Annotated in this window: 19 protein-coding genes; all 19 read right to left on the reverse strand. The window is 47.9% G+C overall.

Going from position 1 to position 16,569, the window contains the following annotated elements; genetic code table 11:
* Positions 1-4 precede the first annotated feature (4 nt).
* Positions 5-634: a DUF1405 domain-containing protein gene (locus DFP97_RS03505; RefSeq protein ID WP_114378583.1), complete on the reverse strand. Its 630-nt coding sequence runs from the start codon at positions 632-634 to the stop codon at positions 5-7.
* An 80-nt stretch (positions 635-714) separates the two neighbouring features.
* Positions 715-1,584, reverse strand: a complete 870-nt coding sequence (locus DFP97_RS03510; RefSeq protein WP_114378584.1) for a menaquinol-cytochrome c reductase cytochrome b/c subunit — start codon at positions 1,582-1,584, stop codon at positions 715-717.
* Between the two features lie 19 nt (positions 1,585-1,603).
* Positions 1,604-2,275, reverse strand: a complete 672-nt coding sequence (gene qcrB, locus DFP97_RS03515) for a menaquinol-cytochrome c reductase cytochrome b subunit (RefSeq protein ID WP_114378585.1) — start codon at positions 2,273-2,275, stop codon at positions 1,604-1,606.
* Between the two features lie 16 nt (positions 2,276-2,291).
* The gene (locus DFP97_RS03520) at positions 2,292-2,825 is read right to left on the reverse strand and encodes a Rieske (2Fe-2S) protein (RefSeq protein ID WP_114378586.1); all 534 of its coding nucleotides are present in this window, start codon (positions 2,823-2,825) and stop codon (positions 2,292-2,294) included.
* Positions 2,826-3,069: 244 nt separating this feature from the next.
* Positions 3,070-3,489: a DUF2487 family protein gene (locus DFP97_RS03525; RefSeq protein WP_114378587.1), complete on the reverse strand. Its 420-nt coding sequence runs from the start codon at positions 3,487-3,489 to the stop codon at positions 3,070-3,072.
* A gap of 184 nt (positions 3,490-3,673) precedes the next feature.
* Positions 3,674-3,856 (reverse strand): IDEAL domain-containing protein, encoded by a 183-nt coding sequence (locus tag DFP97_RS03530; protein ID WP_114378588.1) that lies wholly within the window; start codon positions 3,854-3,856, stop codon positions 3,674-3,676.
* A 21-nt stretch (positions 3,857-3,877) separates the two neighbouring features.
* Positions 3,878-4,384 carry a gamma carbonic anhydrase family protein gene (locus DFP97_RS03535; protein WP_114378589.1) on the reverse strand — a complete coding sequence of 169 codons (507 nt, stop codon included), beginning with the start codon at positions 4,382-4,384 and terminating at the stop codon, positions 3,878-3,880.
* Positions 4,385-4,452: 68 nt separating this feature from the next.
* Entirely contained in the window at positions 4,453-5,628 is a 1,176-nt protein-coding gene (locus tag DFP97_RS03540; RefSeq protein ID WP_114378590.1) for a hypothetical protein, read from the reverse strand.
* A 199-nt stretch (positions 5,629-5,827) separates the two neighbouring features.
* On the reverse strand, positions 5,828-6,406 hold the full coding sequence (locus DFP97_RS03545; RefSeq protein WP_114378591.1) for a histidine phosphatase family protein: 579 nt from the start codon (positions 6,404-6,406) through the stop codon (positions 5,828-5,830).
* Positions 6,407-6,472: 66 nt separating this feature from the next.
* Positions 6,473-7,078 carry an anti-sigma factor gene (locus DFP97_RS03550; RefSeq protein WP_114378592.1) on the reverse strand — a complete coding sequence of 202 codons (606 nt, stop codon included), beginning with the start codon at positions 7,076-7,078 and terminating at the stop codon, positions 6,473-6,475.
* Entirely contained in the window at positions 7,075-7,671 is a 597-nt protein-coding gene (locus DFP97_RS03555; protein ID WP_114378593.1) for an RNA polymerase sigma factor, read from the reverse strand. The genes DFP97_RS03550 and DFP97_RS03555 overlap by 4 nt, the downstream gene beginning before the upstream one ends.
* Positions 7,672-8,092: 421 nt before the next feature.
* The gene (locus DFP97_RS03560) at positions 8,093-9,184 is read right to left on the reverse strand and encodes a prephenate dehydrogenase (RefSeq protein WP_114378594.1); all 1,092 of its coding nucleotides are present in this window, start codon (positions 9,182-9,184) and stop codon (positions 8,093-8,095) included.
* A 4-nt stretch (positions 9,185-9,188) separates the two neighbouring features.
* Entirely contained in the window at positions 9,189-10,286 is a 1,098-nt protein-coding gene (gene hisC / locus DFP97_RS03565; RefSeq protein WP_114378595.1) for a histidinol-phosphate transaminase, read from the reverse strand.
* Positions 10,287-10,427: 141 nt separating this feature from the next.
* On the reverse strand, positions 10,428-11,234 hold the full coding sequence (gene trpA, locus DFP97_RS03570) for a tryptophan synthase subunit alpha (protein WP_114378596.1): 807 nt from the start codon (positions 11,232-11,234) through the stop codon (positions 10,428-10,430).
* Positions 11,221-12,426: a tryptophan synthase subunit beta gene (gene trpB, locus DFP97_RS03575; protein ID WP_114378597.1), complete on the reverse strand. Its 1,206-nt coding sequence runs from the start codon at positions 12,424-12,426 to the stop codon at positions 11,221-11,223. The genes trpA and trpB overlap by 14 nt, the downstream gene beginning before the upstream one ends.
* Positions 12,423-13,100: a phosphoribosylanthranilate isomerase gene (locus DFP97_RS03580; protein WP_114378598.1), complete on the reverse strand. Its 678-nt coding sequence runs from the start codon at positions 13,098-13,100 to the stop codon at positions 12,423-12,425. The genes trpB and DFP97_RS03580 overlap by 4 nt, the downstream gene beginning before the upstream one ends.
* Positions 13,097-13,897 carry an indole-3-glycerol phosphate synthase TrpC gene (trpC, locus tag DFP97_RS03585; protein WP_114378599.1) on the reverse strand — a complete coding sequence of 267 codons (801 nt, stop codon included), beginning with the start codon at positions 13,895-13,897 and terminating at the stop codon, positions 13,097-13,099. Before trpC ends, DFP97_RS03580 begins: the two co-directional genes overlap by 4 nt.
* Positions 13,884-14,936: an anthranilate phosphoribosyltransferase gene (gene trpD / locus DFP97_RS03590; RefSeq protein ID WP_114378600.1), complete on the reverse strand. Its 1,053-nt coding sequence runs from the start codon at positions 14,934-14,936 to the stop codon at positions 13,884-13,886. Before trpD ends, trpC begins: the two co-directional genes overlap by 14 nt.
* The gene (trpE, locus tag DFP97_RS03595; RefSeq protein WP_114378601.1) at positions 14,936-16,507 is read right to left on the reverse strand and encodes an anthranilate synthase component I; all 1,572 of its coding nucleotides are present in this window, start codon (positions 16,505-16,507) and stop codon (positions 14,936-14,938) included. The genes trpD and trpE overlap by 1 nt, the downstream gene beginning before the upstream one ends.
* Positions 16,508-16,569: the final 62 nt, after the last annotated feature.

A 16,569-nucleotide genomic window follows, 5' to 3' on the forward strand; every position in this document is an offset into this window, starting at 1 on the left:
AGCGTTATACCTGCTTTCTGAAGCGCCATATAAACATTGCGGCACCAAAGCTCAATATGGATAAGGCAAACGTAAAGATACAAACGGCTGACAAATCATCATCCAGCTCGTCTGCAAGATACGGGAATACGCCGAATGTATAGTCGACCGTATCATTTAATAGAAGCCAGCCAGCTGCAACGGCCAATGCCGCTGCACCTGCTTTCATAAAACGGAAGAATAGCAAGGCTTCAAACGCCATCCCCAGGTGGGAGGCGATGAGCATGTAATGCTGCCAATATAAATCAGCACCCTGCCACGCGCCTGCAACAATCATTGCAACTGCCCATATACCGTATTTAACCGAGCAAACGACGGCTAACGCCTCAATAAGGCTGCGTCCAATCATGGAAAGGCGATATGGCTTCTGGGGGGGGAACAACAAATAAAGCAATGATACTGTAAAAAACAAGCTGGCTGTAGGTGAATCAGGGACAAATACGATTTGCCACAACGGATGATTATTAAATGTAGCAAGTAACTGATCTTCATACCAGATGTACCCATATATCGTTCCCGCCAGATTGACCAAGAAAAGCAGCCACAAAAATGAACGGTTAAGTAAAAAATCGCGGCTCCAAAAAGTAGCGAGCATATGTAACCACTTCTCCTTCATATACCATTCAAAAAAAACCTGACCGCATAATACGATCAGGTTTTCCTATTGTTTGACGTTTACTCCGTCGCTGCTTTCTGTTTAGAAAGCCATGTTGACAATTGATCGATTTCTTCAGCCGACAGCGTATCAGCGAATGCAGGCATTCCGCCACGACCATTCGTAACCACATCAACGAGCTGTTCCTTCGTCAATCTATCGCCAACGCCCACTAGACCAGGTGCATTGCCTTGACCTTTCAGATCAGCAGCGTGACAACCAACGCATTGTGCTTGCTTTGCAATATCCATTGCCGGATCGTTTGCATCAACAAGTGACGCTTCAACTGCCGGTTTCGTGTAGTTCGGACGCTCATGGCCGGCTTCCGCCGCTTCGCGCGCCTTCTCTTCACGCTCGTGATGCTCAGGTACTTGACCATTGATTTCCAATTGGTGTGTGTAATGATCCCAAGAAATTACGGTCAAATATACGCATGCAATAAGTGAAAGAATCATCAAAGATGAAGCAATCGGCCGGCGGTAGAAGCGGCGTTCCTTTCCTGTGTCAAGGAAAGGAGCAAGCATCAAAGCGCCGAACATGACGCCAGGTACGCCCATCGTGCCAAGCAAAATGTAATCTTGCGATACGTATGGATATTTCAGAAATTGATACAAAAACAAGAAGTACCAGTCAGGCATCGGTATGAAAGCCGCGTTCGTTGGATCCGCAGGATAACCGAGCGGTGCCGGCTCCGCAATGACCCAAGTTAGAAATCCGACCAAAACGACGCAGCCAACCATCCATTCCTTTAGCAGGAAGTTCGGAATAAATGCTTCCGATTTACCTGGAAATGACGTATAGTCCGGCGGAATGTTCGGATGATTGCTTTTCTTTACACGCGAGTCGCCGACGTAGACAACCTTCTCGTTCGATTTATGACCATGCGCCATAAGTAAGCCCTCCCTTCGCTTAAAGTGGTCCCGAAATACCTTGCTTCCTAATCATCAAAAAGTGCGCAGCCAGCATCGCGATCAGTGCGCCAGGCAAGAAAAATACGTGGATCGCAAAGAATCTTGTGAGCGTTTGCGCGCCTACGATATCGCCACCGTAGAGGAATGTCGCGATATAGGGTCCGATTACCGGAACGGACTCAGCAATTTGAACACCAACTTTAGTTGCGTAGTAAGCTTTGTTATCCCAAGGCAGCAGGTAACCTGTGAACCCTAGACCTAACATGATGAAGAAAATGAGCATTCCAACTACCCAGTTCATTTCGCGCGGCGCTTTGTAAGAACCGGTAAAAAATACTCGAAGGGTATGTAGGAACATCATAACGATAACTAAGCTTGCCCCAAAATGGTGCATGCCCCGTACGATTTGTCCGAATGCAACCTTATGCTGCAAGTAATCAACGCTTGCATAAGCGTTAATAATGTCCGGAACATAATACATTGTCAAGAACATACCGGATAAAATTTGGATAACCGTTATGAAAAACGTCAAGCCGCCGAAACAGTAAACGAAAGCGGAGAAATGATGTGCTGGATTAACGTGCTCGGGCACTTCATGGTCAGCTACATCTCTCCAAAGCGGCGTAATGTCAAGACGTTCGTCAATCCAGTTGTATACACTTTTAAACATCTGCAATACGCCCTCCTTAACTCGTTCTTGTATTCGGCATTACCGGACCTAAGTATACGAATCCGCCTTCAAGCTTCACTTCGTATTCATCCAATGGGGTCGGGGCAACCGTAATGTTTTTCCCGTCTTTCGAATAGCGTGCGTCATGGCAAGGACAATCGTACTCATTTTGGCCTTTCGTATTCCAACCGATTGTACAGCCTAAGTGCTTACAAACCGGCGAAAGTGCAAAAATCTTATTGTTTGCATCCTTGGAGATCCAAGCTGAAAGCTCAGGATCACTGACGTACCAGCCATCGACCTGATGAATTTTAAATTTAAATTCTTGAGGCTCGTTCGTAATTTTGCTTTCTTCCACAACTTTTACGTAAGTGCCCTCACCCTTATTTACCAAGAGCGGGTCCACTGCAAAACGAACCATCGGCAATACCGCGCCACCCATCATAAATGCAGTCGTGCCGCCGAGCGTATATGACAAAAACTGACGCCGGGACATTTCTTTGCGCTGTACCGGTCGATGCGCGGTCTCGTGTTGTTCATGGTTACTCATCTTCTGTTCTAACCCCCTTTGCCAACCATATCTCGCGTCTTGCCGCACGGCAAAAACACATGACGAACTAGGACATAACTTATAATAGCCTAGGTGCTTGGGAGCGTCAAGAATATGGCTGGATATTTGCGCGGTTATCAAAATGCCGTTCAATAATTTGTTATGATTTTGTCACAATTGACCTTGTCTGGCATTTGTTTTCCCCAAAATCTGATTATATTATACGAAAATTTCATCTAGATTCTCATGCTTGTCCACTCCAAAGAGCCCGAATAGCATTAGATACGTCTGCTTGATTCGGAAGGTTATCTTCTTCATCCGGTCGGAACAGCAAATCGGCAGCCGGACAATCGATATTAAACTCATTTTTAGCTGTTACGACAATTACATAACGAAATCCCGCTCGTTTTAGAGATCCACACCATTCATTCAACATTTCCATGAACTCGCTGCTGCCTGATATGTAATGACATGCCGGATAGGTGACCACTCTGCCCTTAAACGGTATTTCTATCAAATCCATCAGATCCCGCAACCGCTCCAGCCATTCGGTTGCTTCGTAAGGCTTCTCCGTCCCCGTCATACCTGTTACCGGCAGCAGGCATGTGTCCAAGTATGGACTCAGTTCCTCCCACTGCTCGCCCGTTATTTCGCTAAACTTCATTTTTCTCACCCCGATCCTAAACGTAATGACACTTTTGCTGATTCTATGTTACCTCCATTCGCATCTGTTGCCAATTCTTATCTATCAAAAAAAAGCCTCCATGTAATAGAATCGGACTCACAGCCCGCTCCAAACATGGAAGCTTTCGCTTCGCTGCCTCAACCAAAGACTAGTGCAGCTGGCGCTATCGTTTTAAAGCATTCAACTGTTTCGCAAGACGGTAAAACGTATCCTCGTCACCTGCGGCAAGCGCTTTATCAATTGCGCTGTAGATTTGATTCGTTTGAAACTTCAGCACCGCCTCGTCCAGAACAAACTCTGCAGCCAGACCGAGCATTGCTTCATACGTTACTTTCATTTTGTCCATAGGATACACCTCCAACCGGCGTTAAGAGATCCTATATTCTATCCCTTTCGTCACGTAGCTCTCCATCGTCCTTCTCATACGCTGCAAATCATCCTCTGTCAACTCTCTTACGACTTTGGCGGGTGTACCGATAGATAGAGTATAGGGTGGTATTTTTTTATTCTCTGTAACAATCGAACCGGCTCCTATTAAAGCATATTCACCAATGTCTGCGCCGTTAAGTACGATTGCCCCCATTCCAATTAATGTGCCCTTGCCTATCGTACAGCCGTGTATAATAGCGCCATGTCCGATAGACACCTTTTCTTCTACTATTAATGGTTGATTCGTATTTACGTGTCCGATTACCCCATCCTGAATGTTGCAGCTATTCCCGATTTGAATCGGCGCCAAATCACCGCGCAGCACCGCATTAAACCAAACGGTGCTATGCTCTTCGATTGAAACGTCGCCAATTATTTTAGCGCCTTCCGCTATGTATACGCTTTGGTGGATCACAGGCATAATGCCCTTGTATGGTAACAACATTTTTCATCCGCTCCCTGTAGCATCTCAAATTATAGGTGGTGAGATTCTACCAAGAGGGGCTTAGAAAGTCAATGCAAAGAGATAGGAACTTGTTCCTCTAAGCTTACGCCTGCTACGATTGCTCTGCCAGCCTTCGTCATTCGAATGACAGTCCCATAAAGCGGATGCTCGCCGAGACGAAGCATTCCTAAATGAACCATCATCGTTATAATCCGCTGCTCGAGTATCGTTTTCGCATCATCGTAATAGTAGGGCTTGATGAATGGTACCAGTACGCTTCTTAACGACTCGACGGTAACCCACTGTTCTGCAAGTGCATTGATCCAATGAACAAGCGACAATAGATGTGTTACCGGACCTTTATACAGCTTCAGCCAAAACCGATATAACTGCTCCGCTTCGCCAGGCGGACGAGCGGCCATACGTTCCTCGCCTGCTGACGTTACAGTAAGAACCGATTGATTCTCGCTAATGTACTTGGAGAAGTAGCAAAAGTCGTAAATAAACGAGAAACGGTTCGGGTAATAATTGAAATGTCTGCCATAGCCGAAGCGCCATTCGCCCTTTGCCGGCAACTCCTCTTGTACGCCGAATCGCTCAAGCAGCTGCTGGATAAATCGTTTGTACATAGATCCGTCAGTCGTAAGCTGCACCTCATTGTGATAAGTGTAATGAAGCAGCTGCGTGACATCATCGTGCATCAGCATTTGCTCATCGCGGTAAACCGGCGGCTCATCCGTATACTGGAGCTCTGCCGCAAACCTCTTCGCCAGCGTATCGCGAAAACGCGACTTTAAATCATTAGGCACTTGAAACAAGTACCTGCTCGGCCCGCTAAAGCCGTTAAACAACCATCCTTGATGCTTGAACTTCGCGATCATCTCTCTGGGACTTAGCGGATTGCTTGGCGCCTCCGCATTCTTTTTGGTTCGTTTTGTTTTTTTCGGCGGTTCTGTTTCTTCTTTAACAGCTTCGTTGCCGAATCTGCTTTGCTGCACTCGCGCGATCAAATCCTCCAAGCTATAGGAATTGCGCGCTTCGAACAGCAAAGAGTTAAGGAAACGTAAATCCTCCAGCTTCATGCTGCTTATTTGCGCTTCAAAAACATCATTTCGACTTACGGTAGAGAGAATGGATTGAATCAAATCGTTTTTGGAGTGGCCATTGCACTCGCAACGGTAAACGTCTGCAATTCTACTAAGCTGTTGTATATCCGCATAACCTAGCATATCCGATAAATTCATAACTCTCCCCCTTTCTGCCAGGTCCAGTCGTTAGATACAAGAGACCCGCTTCGTAAGCGTTCTGTGCAAGAATGAGCGTCTGATAGTACCATTATGGGAAATTATTATTTTTTTTATAACCTTTATTAAAAATGTCTTTTTATATAAAAAAAAGAGGCTCTCCTCCTTGACGATGGAGCAAGCCTCTGTTTTCCAACAATTATTTGTTTAAATGAATCGTGCAATTGTAAAGCCGAGGGTACCACTTATCATTTTGCAGCTCCAAAATGGAGTATGACAGGTTCGTCAGATGCTGATCCTCCAGCTCCTCACATAGCTCCGAAAGGACTTGTGCAATAAAACTGCCGTGTGAAACAATGAGCAAATTACGATCCGGATAATCCTGACGCCATTCGTGCAGAGCGCTTAATCCGCGAGCTCTAACTTCCGCATCAGGCTCTACGCCATTGGCAGTTCTTCTCCAATCCTTCCCCCAACGGGCGTGACGTTCGTGCTCCATGGTCCCCTCAACCTCGCCGAAATAACGCTCCCGCAGCCGCTTGTCTCCCTCGAGCAAAGGAATGTTCAGCTTCTCCGCTATGATCTGTGCAGTTGTATAAGCCCTCTGCAGGTCACTTGAAACAACAGCATCCCAAATACGTTGTTCACCGCTTAGACGATCAGCTAATGCAGCCGCTTGGCTAATACCTTCCGCATTCAGCGGGATATCGGTTTGACCTTGAATTTTCCCTTCCGCATTCCAATCCGTCTTGCCATGGCGTACCCATCCAATTAACAAAGAAAATACATCTCCTTTCTATAAAAACAACAAAAGCCCCCTCAGGGGCTTATAAGGGCAGCTTCGTCAGCTTCGCGTCCTGGACAGCCAATTTAATATGAGCAAGGTCATGATTATTCCGAGCAATGACAAAGCTACATAATATTGGGGAAAAGCAGGCACTACTTTCAGAACGAATGGATCGCTAATACTGGCTACCGGAACTTCCGCATAGAAACCGGCATTAACGGTCATCCCTTCGCCTGAAGCATTTGCTGTATCCATTATACCCGAAAGGTCGGCAATTTCAGCCTGTGTCGGGCCATTCTGATTATCAAAAACGAATACGATAAAAGCAGTGGCAAACATTGCCATGCAGGCTGCTACAATTAGCGCTAAATTACGGCGAAACGATTTGGAAAATTGGTAGCTTTTGTGCGGGACCGGCATTAACCACGATTCCTCAGCATAAATACGCTCCATTACGTTGCGGTTCACATGCTCAGTCGGGCCAATCAAGTCATCCTCTTCAGATAAGAAGCGTATCATTTCTTCGCTTTCTTCCCAAAGCTGAAATTGCTCGGCACAGGCTTCGCACTCGAGCAGATGACGGTCTATTGCCTTACGATCCTCATCCTGCTCAGATAAATCCCAATATTCGCCAAATTTGTCTTGCGCATCGTTGCAATTCATCTCGTATTCATCCCTTCGAATTCTTCAATCAACGGCGATTGTCCGAAATAAGGCTCAAGCTGCGTTTTTACGCTTGCCCTAGCTCGGAAAAGCAGTGATTTTACGGAACTGACCGTTTGCCCTAAAATATTTGCGATCTCTTGATAGTCCAGCTGGTCATATTCCCGAAGAATAAGTGCCGAGCGTTGTTTCTCAGGCAAATTATTAATAGCCTCGCGGACCATCGCCATCCGTTCATTTCGCAGCACAAGCTGTTCCGGTACCGCATCGAGTGCTGCAATTGGCTCAAATCCCGATTCGTCAAGCGACAAATGCGCCGACTTTTGCTTCCTGAGCTCACTGAGCACCGTATTACGTGCAATTGTATATAGCCACGTCGAAAAAGAAGCATCAAGTTCGCGGAACGAATGAAGGCTGCGATAGGCTTTATAAAATGTTTCAGAGCACAAATCCTCTGCCAACAATTCCAGCTTCGCGCTCTTCAGCATGTGAAAAATGAATGCTAATATTTTGCGTTGATAGCGCCGCATGAGCTCGGAATACAGCTCGACGTTGCCATCCTTAATCTCACGTATTAGTTGGGAATCAGTCATGACAGGCGAACCTCCTCCACCTGCGGATTATTCCCGGAGCTGTACTGATACACATTGTACCGATCCGAGAACGAAAAGTTGCGGTCTTTATCATAAAAAATTCGAAAAATACGGGTATAATTACAATTCGAGTTTCGAGGCCAAATTCCTGCTTCTTTCGACAAAAGGATAAAATTCAATAATTTTACAAATACCTTCAGAGTGAAATATATGCTTCATCATAATGGATAAAACATTAATTTCTTATGTATTTAACAGAACACAAAAAAAAACCACCTATAAAGGTGGTCCGCACAATGTGCGAAGGATTTGGATAGGAGTGGAGAGAAACCATACTGTACCTTTATTATATGTATACGCTTCCATGTTGTCAACAACAAATTTGAAAACGCTTTATCGATCTCGGATATGATGTACACCCTTAAAGGTGTACGTCATATCCGTTAGCGGAAAGCAACACAATAGCCTGATCCAAATATTCTTGACTCCGGAAAGACAATCTCAGAATGCCTGGGACGTCTTCCCTGCTCTCAATAATGTGAATGTTGCTCAAGTTTATGAGATTATTCCCGAGCTCGCTTGTAATTTTACCGATGATACCAGGATGATCGGGTACATCAACGTAGCAATCGAAAGCGGAATGAATCATTCCTTTGCGCCGTTCAGGCATCCTGCTGCGGAATTGTCCCGCTTCCCGGAAAGCTTCTTCGATCGCTTCCCCGTCGGCATTCTCCAGCATCGAGACGAATTTATTCGTCTCCCTACTCCAGTCACGGAGCAGCCCTAGCAGAACAGTCCGATTATTGATCAAAATATCGCGCCAGACAATAGGATCGCCTGAGGCAATCCGAGTTATATCACGGAATCCTCCCGCTGCGAGCGATTCATACAAATCGTTATGTTCATTATATCCCTTTACCTGATTAACGAGAGAAACGGCAATCATGTGCGGCAGATGACTAATCGCTCCCGCGATTTCATCATGCGCCTTGGCATCCACCTTTACAATATTCGCCTTCGTATGACTGAGGAGCTCAACCAGTCTTTCAACCGCTTCATCAGGTGTTGTTTCATCGGGTGTCAATACATAATAGGCGTTCTCATAAAGATGCGAGGAAGCCGCCTCAACGCCCGAACGCTCCGACCCGGCCATCGGGTGACCGCCGATAAAGGTTGCATTCCGAAAATGAAGCGACCTCGCGCATTCCATGACGGATGCTTTCGTGCTGCCGGCATCGGTGATAATACAGCCAGGTTTTAAATCAAAAGTGCTGAGCTGCTTAATATACTCCTCCAGATTACCGACCGGTACGCATAAAAAAATAAAATCAGCTTGCTCTGCAGCCTCTTGCATAGACGTCGTTGCATAATCGACAACGCCCCGCTGCATATATTTCTCTACGGAGGAAGGACGATTAGAATACCCGATTACCTTCATGTCCGGCTTCCCTTTCAAGCAAAGGGCAATCGAGCCTCCGATCAATCCGACTCCAAAAATCGCTACTGTAGTCATAACGTTATCCCTGCACCGCCGCTTCCTGTAATACTTGCTCTAATGCTGAAATAAACTTTTCATTCTGTTCGCGGGTACCGACCGTAATCCGAATATGATTCGGATAGTAAGTCCAGCGAGATCTCGAAATAATGCCTCTCCGCAGCAGCGCGTCAAATACCTCAGGAGACGGTCGCTTCACATCAACCATGACAAAGTTTCCATACGCCGGAAAATAGCTTAAGCCAAGACGGTCAAACTGCTCGCATAAATAAATAAGTCCTTGTTTATTTTGTTCCCGGCAATACGTAAGAAACCCGTGATCGGCTAATGCCGCTTTAGCAGCAGCTTGCGCTGCACGGGAAGTATTGAACGGTTCGCGCACCTGATTCGTAAACCGGATAACATCAGGATGTCCGACTCCATAGCCAATCCGAAGCGCTGCCAAGCCATAAATTTTGGAGAACGTGCGCAATACGATTAAATTGCGGTACTCCCGCAGCAATGCGACTCCGTCAGGAAATTCCGGATCCTCAATATATTCACCATAGGCCTCATCCAATACGACAAGAACATCGCCCGGAACCTGCTTCATGAAAGCCGATAATTCCGGCAAAGTCACAATCGTTCCCGTCGGATTGTTCGGATTGCAAACCCAAATTATTTTTGTGCGGCTCGTCACCTTCGCCAGCATAGCAGATAAATCATGCTTGCCGTCTTTTAGCGGAACCTCGATAATGCGCGCATTTTCAATTTCCGCGTTATGCTTGTATTGGGGGAAGGTTTCATCCGCCATGATCGTTTCGTCACCAGGGACGAGAAACGCCCTTGCAATCATTAAAATAATTTCACTGGAGCCTGTACCGAAAATAATTTGGTTCGAATCTACCCCAAGCTCAGCTGCAAGCGCAGCAGTAAGTTCGACACTTGCTCCGTCCGGATAAATACTAGAATTTTGCAGCTCTTCTATAGCCGCAGCTTTGGCACTTTCGGAGCAGCCGAACGGGTTTTCGTTAGAAGCAAGCTTAATCACTTCGTTTAATCCTAGCTCCCTCTTGACATCCTCAACCGGCTTTCCAGGCTGATAGACAGGAAGGTGGACGATATTACTTTTGGGCTGCATGAGCCGTTCACCTCTTTATGAATGTACTGGTCTTAATACTTGTCATACATTGTCTCATATCTGTTTGCTGTTTTAAAGTGTTTTTAACAAGAGAAGAGCCTCTTGCTTAATGGCAAGAAGCTCTTATAGATTCATTTGTCGTTACCCTTTAAGCTGTGAGACGAAATCGCCGATCTGCTTAAGACCCGCTTCGCGCGTACTCTCATCTTGAAGCAATGGGATAGCATTTTCTATGGTACGCACTATAGCGCTTCCCACGACTACACCGTCACACTGCTTCTCAAACCGTTCGACCTGCTCGCGGCTTGAAATGCCAAAGCCAATTGCGATCGGCAGTTCCGTCGCTTCGCGCACGGTTGCCAGAAACTCGTCGATACCGGTGTGAAAATCTGTCCTTACTCCCGTTACACCAAGCGATGAGACGCAATAAACAAACCCTTTCGCTTTGCTCGATATACGCACGACCCGATCCTTCGACGTCGGGGCTACAAGCGGAATGAGATGCACATTAGCCGCTTCCGCAAGCTGTCTGACCTCCTCGTCCTCTTCGATCGGCAAATCAGGAATAATGAGACCGCTGATCCCCTTGCTTTGAACGAGCTGAAAAAATGCCTCCAAACCGTACTGAAACACCGGATTGAAGTAAGTAAACAAAATGAATGGTATTTTCACTCCAGCCTCACGCGCTTGCTCGGCTACATGGATGCAATCCTTGAGCGTAATGCTATTGAGCAACGCGCGCTCAGAAGCACGTTGAATGACAGGACCGTCCGCAAGCGGATCGGAGTAAGGAACGCCGAGCTCAATCATATCAGCTCCGGATTGCTCCAGCGTTTTAATGATTTCAACCGATGTTTTCAGATCGGGGTCGCCCATCGTCAGAAACGGAATGAGCGCCGTCCGGCCTTCGGCTTTTATGCTTGCAAAAGCTGTATCAATGAGATTCATGCTTGTCGCCTCCCAAATAGCTCATAATCGCCTCTACGTCTTTATCGCCGCGACCTGACAAGCTGACGACGACTACCTTGTCTTTGTCCAGCGTAGGAGCAAGCTTGATCGTCTGGGCGATTGCATGGGCAGATTCGAGTGCAGGAATAATGCCTTCCGTACGGGACAGCAGCTGCAGCGCCTCCAGTGCCTCTGCATCGGTTACTGGTACATATTCAGCACGCCCGGAATCCTTTAAGTAAGCATGCTCCGGTCCGATACCCGGATAGTCCAAACCTGCCGAAATCGAGTGCGCAGGCTGCACTTGCCCATGCTCGTCCTGCAACACGTAGCTCATGGAACCCTGGAAAACGCCATGACGTCCTTTGGTCATCGTTGCCGCGTGTTCAAGGGTGTCTACGCCGCGTCCTGCAGCTTCAACGCCAAGCAAACGGACGCTTTCATCTCCGACGAACGGATAGAAGATACCCATTGCATTACTTCCGCCGCCGACTGCTGCGACCACGTAATCAGGCAATCTGCCTTCCTCTGTCAATATTTGCTGACGCGCCTCGTCCCCAATAATTCGTTGGAAGTCCCGAACCATCATCGGATACGGATGCGGCCCCGTAACCGAACCCAAGATGTAATACGTATCGTCTACATGGCTTACCCAGTAGCGCAGCGTTTCGTTGCACGCATCCTTTAAGGTTCGTGTCCCGGATAATACGGGAACCACTTCAGAGCCCAGCAGCTGCATCCGGAATACGTTGAGCTGCTGACGCTTCATGTCTTCCTCGCCCATAAACACTTTACACTCAAGTCCGAGCAAAGCGGCAATCGTAGCCGATGCAACGCCATGCTGTCCTGCACCTGTTTCAGCAATAATTTTCGATTTCCCCATCCGTTTGGCAAGCACGCCTTGTCCAATCGTATTATTAATTTTGTGGGCGCCTGTATGGTTCAGGTCCTCGCGCTTTAAGTATATTTTGGCTCCGCCAAGATGCTTGCTCAGACGTTCAGCATAATACAGCGAAGTTGGTCTGCCCGAATACTTATGCAATAAGTAACGAACTTCATCTTGAAACTCAGGATCCTTTGAGTAATGCTGATAAGCTTCCTCCAGCTCCAGCAATGCGTTCATAAGCGTTTCCGGTACGTATCTTCCGCCAAACTTTCCAAATCGGCCGTTCTGATCAGGTATTTGTGTCATGCTTCCATCACCCTTCTTACAAATAATCGGATTTTGTCTATATCCTTCCGTCCGTCTGTCTCTACGCCGCTTGATACATCAATGCCGCCTGGTGAATAGGTGCGGAGCAGTTCCTGCACGTTACTCTCATGAAGGCCGCCAGCTACATATAGCGTAATTCCGAGTGACTCTGCAGCCTTATTATATTGTTCTATCGCTTCCCAATTGAACGTATGGCCGGTACCTCCGCCCGGGGCATCTATCAGGACGGCATCAATAGTCCCTTTATACGGAGATAACCGTTCTATTGCTGACAGCCGCTCCTCCGGATCCGAATCCTGCTTGATCGAAAATACTTTCCATACCTGTACATTTAATCGATCACGCACCTCGTTGCACAGCTCAGCCGATTCATTCCCATGCATTTGAACGACATCAAGCGGCGCTTGGGCTAAAATGGATGCGATATTCTCGAATGATTCGTTCACGAACACGCCTACCGTTTGCGGTCGTTCTCCCCCGCTCGCCTTCAGACGATGAACGGCCGAAATTAAAACCGCAGCTGCAGGCGGCTCGACCCGGCGTTTGCTGGGAGCAAATACGAAACCTACTTCATGAATAGGCAGTCCGTCCATGGCTTCAATCGTTTGAACATCCTTCAATCCGCATATTTTGATACGCGGTTGCTGCTTCATCGTACAATCACCGCGCCCATCAGATCGTTAACGGCACCGCCAACATCGTCATGCCGCATAAAATGCTCGCCGATCAACACGCCATGTGCCCCGACCGATTGCAAGTAGTCCATATCCGGTTTACCTGCGATCCCGCTTTCGCTTATCACGGTAACGTCTTTCGGCATTAGCCCGATTAACGCTTCAGTTGTCTTAAGATCCGTCACGAAAGATTTCAGATCGCGATTATTGATACCAATAAGCTTAGCCTTATTAAGCTCCAGTACGCCTTCAAGCTCCTCTTGGTTATGAACCTCAACAAGTACATCTAATCCGAGCGCCTTCGCGAGATCATGGAATTCGCCAAGCTGTGCAGGCGTTAAAATAGCGGCAATAAGTAATATCGCGTCAGCGCCGATTAAGCGAGCCTCATAAATTTGACGGTGATCGATCGTAAAATCCTTGCGCAGCAGAGGTACCTTTACCGTCTCCCGGACCCTACTCAGAAATTCGTTGGAGCCTTGAAAATAATCACGGTCTGTAAGTACCGAGATACAGTCTGCTCCAGCGGCTTCGTATGCTGCGGCTAGCGTCGCCGGTTCAAAATCAGCCCGGATCAGTCCCTTTGACGGGGAAGCTTTCTTCACCTCGGCGATTAGCCCCATGCTCCGATTGCGGCCTGCAGCCGTTAAAGCACGTTCAAAGCCTCGGCAGTCCTCCAGCTTCGCGATTTGTTTCTCAACCTCTGCCAGTTGAAAATGAGCGGCAAGCGCTTCGACCTCCGCTCGCTTCGTTGCTACAATTTTATCCAGAAACATGGGCCAACTCTCCTGTCGTTTGAATAAGGCTAACCAGCTTCCGCTCTGCCTTGCCTGAATCAATAACTTCAGCAGCAATAGCTGCTCCTTCGCGAAGCGACGAAGCCGCACCGCCAACATAAATGCATGCCCCTGCGTTCGCAAGCACAATATCCCGGTAAGCTCCGCGCTGCTCCCCGGCGAAGATCGCACGTATAAGCGAAGCGTTGACAGCCGGCTCACCGCCCATTACATCGGTAATTGGGTGACGGCTCAACCCAAGCTCTTCTGGCGTTAAGTCGAACGTTCGCACTTTCCCGTCAAGCAGCTCCGAAATTTGTGTCGGAGCGGAAATGCTGATCTCATCCAAGCCGTCATGACTGCTGACGACCATCGCCCGCTTCAAACCGAGCTCGCCGAGCACTTCGGCAACTGTAGAGGTACGTGAACGATCATACAGCCCGAGAAGCTGTCTGTCGGCACCAGCTGGATTGGTGAGCGGTCCTAACATGTTGAAAATAGTGCGTATGCCAAGCTCGCGTCTTGGCGCTGCTGCATGGCGCAGCGACGGATGATACAGCTGGGCGAACATGAAGCAGATGCCTATATCATTTAGGCATTGAGCAGCTTGCTCGGGAGTAATCGTAATCTGCACGCCCAATGCTTCCAGCACGTCTGCGCTTCCCGTTTTGCCGGACATCGCCCGATTGCCATGCTTTGCCACGCGAATGCCTGCCGCGGCAGCGATAATGGATGATGCTGTTGAAATATTGAATTTATGAATGCCGGAGCCGCCGGTACCGCATGTATCCAGCAAGCCCTCCTGTTCGGTCTCGACTCGGCCCGAATGAGCGCGCATCACTTCGGCGAAGCCGGTTATTTCGTCTTTCGTCTCTCCCTTCATTCGCATAGCGGTAAGGACACCGGCAATTTGTACAGCCGTCGCTTCACCGCTCATAATAATGTTCATAACGGATTTCGCTTGCTCTCTCGTCAGATCGGAGCCGCCAATGAGCTGACCAAGCGCTTGCTGCATCGTTATCGCTTCGTTCGCCTGCATTATTGACCGAGCCCCTCTCCCGCTTTGACATAGTAATCCATATTGATCGAATTGGCAGCGCCCTCTTGCCCTTTCGGCTGCGCGAAAATCGCTTCGGCGGCGCGAATCGCCTTAAGCATGCCTTTCGCCTTGTTAACCGTCTCCATATATTCGCTTTCAGGAACCGAATCCCATACGATACCCGCACCGGCTTGCACATATGCTTTACCTTGCTTGAAAATAATCGTCCGAATTGTAATGCAGGTGTCCATCGATCCTCCAAAGCCCAAATATCCGATTGCGCCTGCATATGCGCCCCGAGCTTCATTTTCCAGCTCGGCAATGATTTCCATTGCTCTCAGCTTAGGCGCTCCTGATACCGTACCCGCCGGCAAGCATGAAACGAAAGCATCAAAAAAGTCTTTATCCTTATGCAGCTTGCCCGACACGTTGGATACAATGTGCATGACATGCGAGTAGCGCTCAATTTCCATAAACGAATCGCATTTCACCGAACCGAACTCTGAGACGCGTCCGATATCATTACGTCCGAGGTCAACAAGCATCAGATGCTCGGCACGCTCTTTCTCATCCGCAAGCAGCTCAAGCTCGAGCGCCTTATCCTCTTCCACTGTTTTGCCGCGGGGCCGTGTGCCTGCGATCGGACGCGTCTCCACCCGGTCACCATCAACCTTAACCAGTGCTTCAGGCGACGTACCGACAATAACTTCCTCGCCCATTTTCAGATAGTACATATAAGGGGAAGGGTTCATCGTACGGAGTACCCTGTACACATGCAGCGGGTCGATATCCGTCTCGATGCTGAAGCGTTGGGACAATACCACTTGAAAAATATCTCCCGCCCGAATATACTTTTTCGCCTGCTCAATGTTCGAAATAAACTGCTCCTTCGTTACATTCGATTGAATATCACCCAGCTCATGATCGACTTGGATGGATGCTCCTGCTGTAACCGGTATCGACACCGGCTGCTGCAGTCTTACAATTGTTGCTTCGATCTTGGCAACCGCCGCTTCATAATATTTCGCAATATCAGCGTCCGTTGCACCTTCCTTGATATGAACGTTGCCGACAATTTGCAGCTGCTGCTTAAAATGATCGAATACGATAACTTGGTCGCAAAACATAAATTGCAAGTCGTTCATATTCAAATCATCTACTCTGTGGGCAGGAAGCTTCTCGTAATACTGCAGCAGATCATAACCAAAAAATCCGATTGCTCCACCTGTAAAGGGAGGCAGTTCCGGGTGTGAAGGACTGCGGAATGAACGCAAATGGGCTTTAAGAAGCTCAATCGGTTTATCGTTAAGAGTATGCTTCTGACCGTTATGCTCCATTACCATTTCACCATTTTTGCCGTAAAGCATCATAAAGGGATCCGTTCCGATGAATGAGTAACGTGCCCATTTTGCTCCACCCTCGACGCTTTCCAGCAGGAAGGCATGTTTCTCCTTCGCAAAGTGCTGAAACAATCGGATTGGCGTTTCCGTATCAGCCATCATATAACGAACGATCGGTATTAAATTGTATTGACCGGCAAGACGTGTGACCTGCTGCAGCTCATTTGACATTCCGAACAACCTCCCTGTGTACTAAACATTGAAACAAAGTAAAACAAAAAAAGCTCCTGCCT

The sequence above is a fragment of the Paenibacillus prosopidis genome, assembly GCF_003337375.1.
GTDB classification, from domain to species: Bacteria; Bacillota; Bacilli; order Paenibacillales; family Paenibacillaceae; genus Pristimantibacillus; species Pristimantibacillus prosopidis.